Raw genomic sequence first — 3,292 nt, 5'->3', positions numbered from 1 at the left:
TAGGAGACGTTATATTAATCCTGGCTGATAAAGCAAAAGTAGTTTATGGGGGACTCGGAGCACTTAGATTAAAATTAGGAAATGAATTGGGATTAATCAATAAAGATAGTCATAAATTCCTATGGGTTGTAGACTTCCCTATGTTTGAGTGGAGTGAAGATGAAGCAAGATATAAGGCTCAACATCACCCATTTACATCTATCAAAGAAGAGGACATGGAAATGTTCTTAGCTGGAGACCAAATGGATAAAGTAAGAACTAATTCTTATGATATCATCTTAAATGGTTTTGAAATTGGTGGAGGAAGTATCAGAATCCACGATAGAAAAGTACAAAAAGTTGTATTTGAACAACTAGGATTGACTGAAGCTGAGATCAAAGAGAAATTTGGTTTCTTCGTAGAAGCATTTAAATATGGTGCTCCTCCTCATGGCGGATTAGCATTTGGTGTAGATAGATGGTTAATGGCAATGTTAAAGCAAGACTCTATAAGAGACGTAATTCCATTCCCAGTAACTAATAAAGGACAATGTCTATTGACTGAAGCTCCTGGAAATGTAGATATAGATCAATTAGAAGAGCTATCATTAACTAGTACTTATGAAGAAGCAACTAAGTAACGCCCTCTAAATCTCCCTCTTTATAAAAGGGGAAGACTTGGAAATTAATAAAATTTTAGGAGTGGTGAAAACCACTCCTTTTTGTATGTGTTTTTAAAATGAAAGTAGTTTCAGAAAATTTTAAAATGTTGTTTTATATCCACTACCTTGGATATAGTCAAAATATGAGTTCACTGGATTTTGGTTTTATTTCCACTAACATGGATATAGTCTTCGATTGGGAAAAAGGGTTTGGTAGTGCATTGACATAGTTTTATTTCCACTAACATGGATATAGTCTTTTGTATGGACTGATGTTTAATTGCATATAACGCTTAGGTTTTATTTCCACTAACATGGATATAGTCTTTTAGAAGCTATAAAACCGGCATTTAAAATTGGAAAAAAGTTTTATTTCCACTAACATGGATATAGTCTTTTTCTAAATATTTAATTTTCATTTTGTATTCCTCCGTTTTATTTCCACTAACATGGATATAGTCTGAAGAAGAAATAAATGAATTTAGAGAAGCTTGTCAGTTTTATTTCCACTAACATGGATATAGTCTATGGATATGTTAAGTTCTGCGGGTGATTATTTAGTGTTTTATTTCCACTAACATGGATATAGTCTAGGTAATCATTTAAGACTATATATATTATACTCTAAAATACTATTTTTCGTCGACCTTTCCTTTTTATTATTATTTCCATTATATTTTTTAAAAAATATAATGCTACTCAAAAAAATCATTGAAATTTAAAGAGCTTAATAGTTTCTGTCGATCCTCAGTACTTTTAGCCTTATCAAAGATCGACAGATATATTATTAATCTATTTTTTTGATGACAATTTTACTTTTTGAATATATTTTGTCTTTAGGTTTTTTTCGTTTAATAACTTTTCCTCTGAAGAAAATATTCTTATCATACAACCTTCTACCTTAAATTTAAAATCATCTATCGATTCTTCCATTATTACTTTATTATTTTTTAGAATTGTTTCAACTTTAAATACACCTTCATTTGATTGTAATTGTAATTCATAGTCTTTTTTCTTTCTAAATCTATTTCCAAAAGCTTCTACCCTTATAAATCTTTTTTCTTTTCTTATAAATATATCCAAAAGTTGTGCCTTTATATTTTGTATAACATACTTTCGATAGATTCCCAAAAGTTGTGATGCTTCTTTTTTCAATAATCCTTTTACCTGATTTATATAATTCAATCGCTGAAAAATACTTAAATCTTTAATTATTATTGTTTCACCATTGTCTATGAATATAGATAAATCTTTAATTTCACTCCACAGTTTAGAGTTGATTTTTTTACCATCTTCTAAATTAGATACTATTTCCATATATTTTTTAAATATATTAGGAAGATTTCTTTTTTTTAAATTGTATCTTCTTAAACTTTCCTCTTCTTGATCAAGTTTTCTTTTCTTTTCTATAGATGTTATATCCTCTTCTGAAGTACTTTTTAAGTTAAATAAAAATTGTTCTTTCTTCATATAGTAATCATTCACTATATCTACTCCTAAAATACTTTTATTTGAAGATATTGATTCTACTTTTTCTATAAAATTATCAACTCTTTCACTTAAAGAACTCCTACTCAATTTATCACTCTTATAAGGATTTTCATCATTTCTATCATTTAATAGAGGTGTTCCAGTAAGTGGATTTAAAAATAAGTTACTATAGTTTATATGTGCAATATCATTTCTAATACCATAAATTTCTTTTTCATTTTCTTTCGACTTACCGCCATTTTTCATTTGTTTCATTAGATTTGAAAATTGAAAATGCCCTGTTTTTTTTGTTATTCTCTCGATTCCCACTTCAAAAGTTATATTTTGTCGATTAATAAGTTTAAATAAAGCATGTATTTCCACATCATTTATTAATTTAAATATGTTTTGATAATACTTCATCATAGGTAAAATAATATTTTTATCAAAGATTCTCTTTTCTTCTAACCCCACAAATTGTACTATACTGACCTTTGAAATATCTATCCCTAAACTTTCATAGACTTTAGTAAAACCTTCATTAATATTGCTATACTCAATCATTTCATAAGAAAGTATCTCAAACTTTTTACTATTTTTTTCAAACAACCTTAATTTGTGAAAAAACTCATCCTTAACCTCTATATCTTCAGATAACTGATCAACATTTTTCATATCATAATAATTTTTTTTAACAAACCCTAAAAAATCACCCCTTAATTCTACAGGGATCAGTAAATAAATTAATATATACAACTTTACAAGATTATTTGATTTATCCTTCGTTAGAAACCTTTCCTCTGATTTTTTTATTTTTTCTATATTTTTTTCAAGAATACCAAAATTAAATTCATCTTTTCCTGCTGTTTCTTTTAAATACTCTAGCCACCTTACTTGAAATTCTTTTGTTGAGCTCTCTTTTGAAGGTTCAAACCAGTCTCCAAATTTCTTTAAGTCTAAATTATATTCTTTCTGTAAAAAACCATAAGCCATTTGTAGCTTATACTGAAGTCTAAATTTAGAGTTAAGTTTAGTTATTTTTTCCATCTTATCCTTTAATTTTTTCAACTCTTTATTTATATCTGTTATTGCTTTTTTATTCGAATCATTTCTCCCTACTTCAATTAATTTATTTTGCTCTTCTACTTTCTCCTTTTTTTTATTGTATAAGTCTTTATACG

At 27.3% G+C, this 3,292-nt stretch carries 2 protein-coding genes and 1 CRISPR repeat array; of the genes, one reads left to right on the top strand and one right to left on the bottom strand.

Annotation, left to right across the window (positions count from 1 at the left end; translation table 11 throughout):
• Positions 1 to 620 (top strand): amino acid--tRNA ligase-related protein (locus tag WBG30_RS14420; protein ID WP_424505348.1); only part of this gene is annotated, 620 nt, incomplete at its 5' end.
• A gap of 130 nt (positions 621 to 750) precedes the next feature.
• A CRISPR array of direct repeats spans positions 751 to 1,233; the repeat unit is 30 nt; unit sequence GTTTTATTTCCACTAACATGGATATAGTCT.
• A gap of 200 nt (positions 1,234 to 1,433) precedes the next feature.
• On the opposite strand, the gene cas13c is transcribed toward WBG30_RS14420, so the two are convergent.
• A partial coding sequence (gene cas13c / locus WBG30_RS14415) for a type VI-C CRISPR-associated RNA-guided ribonuclease Cas13c (RefSeq protein ID WP_424505347.1) occupies positions 1,434 to 3,292 on the bottom strand: 1,859 nt, incomplete at its 5' end.

The sequence above is a fragment of the Psychrilyobacter sp. genome, from assembly GCF_049671765.1.
Classification (GTDB): domain Bacteria; phylum Fusobacteriota; class Fusobacteriia; order Fusobacteriales; family Fusobacteriaceae; genus Psychrilyobacter.
The sequence above is the reverse complement of the archived record's forward strand: the minus strand, read 5'-3'. Positions and strand labels throughout refer to the sequence as shown.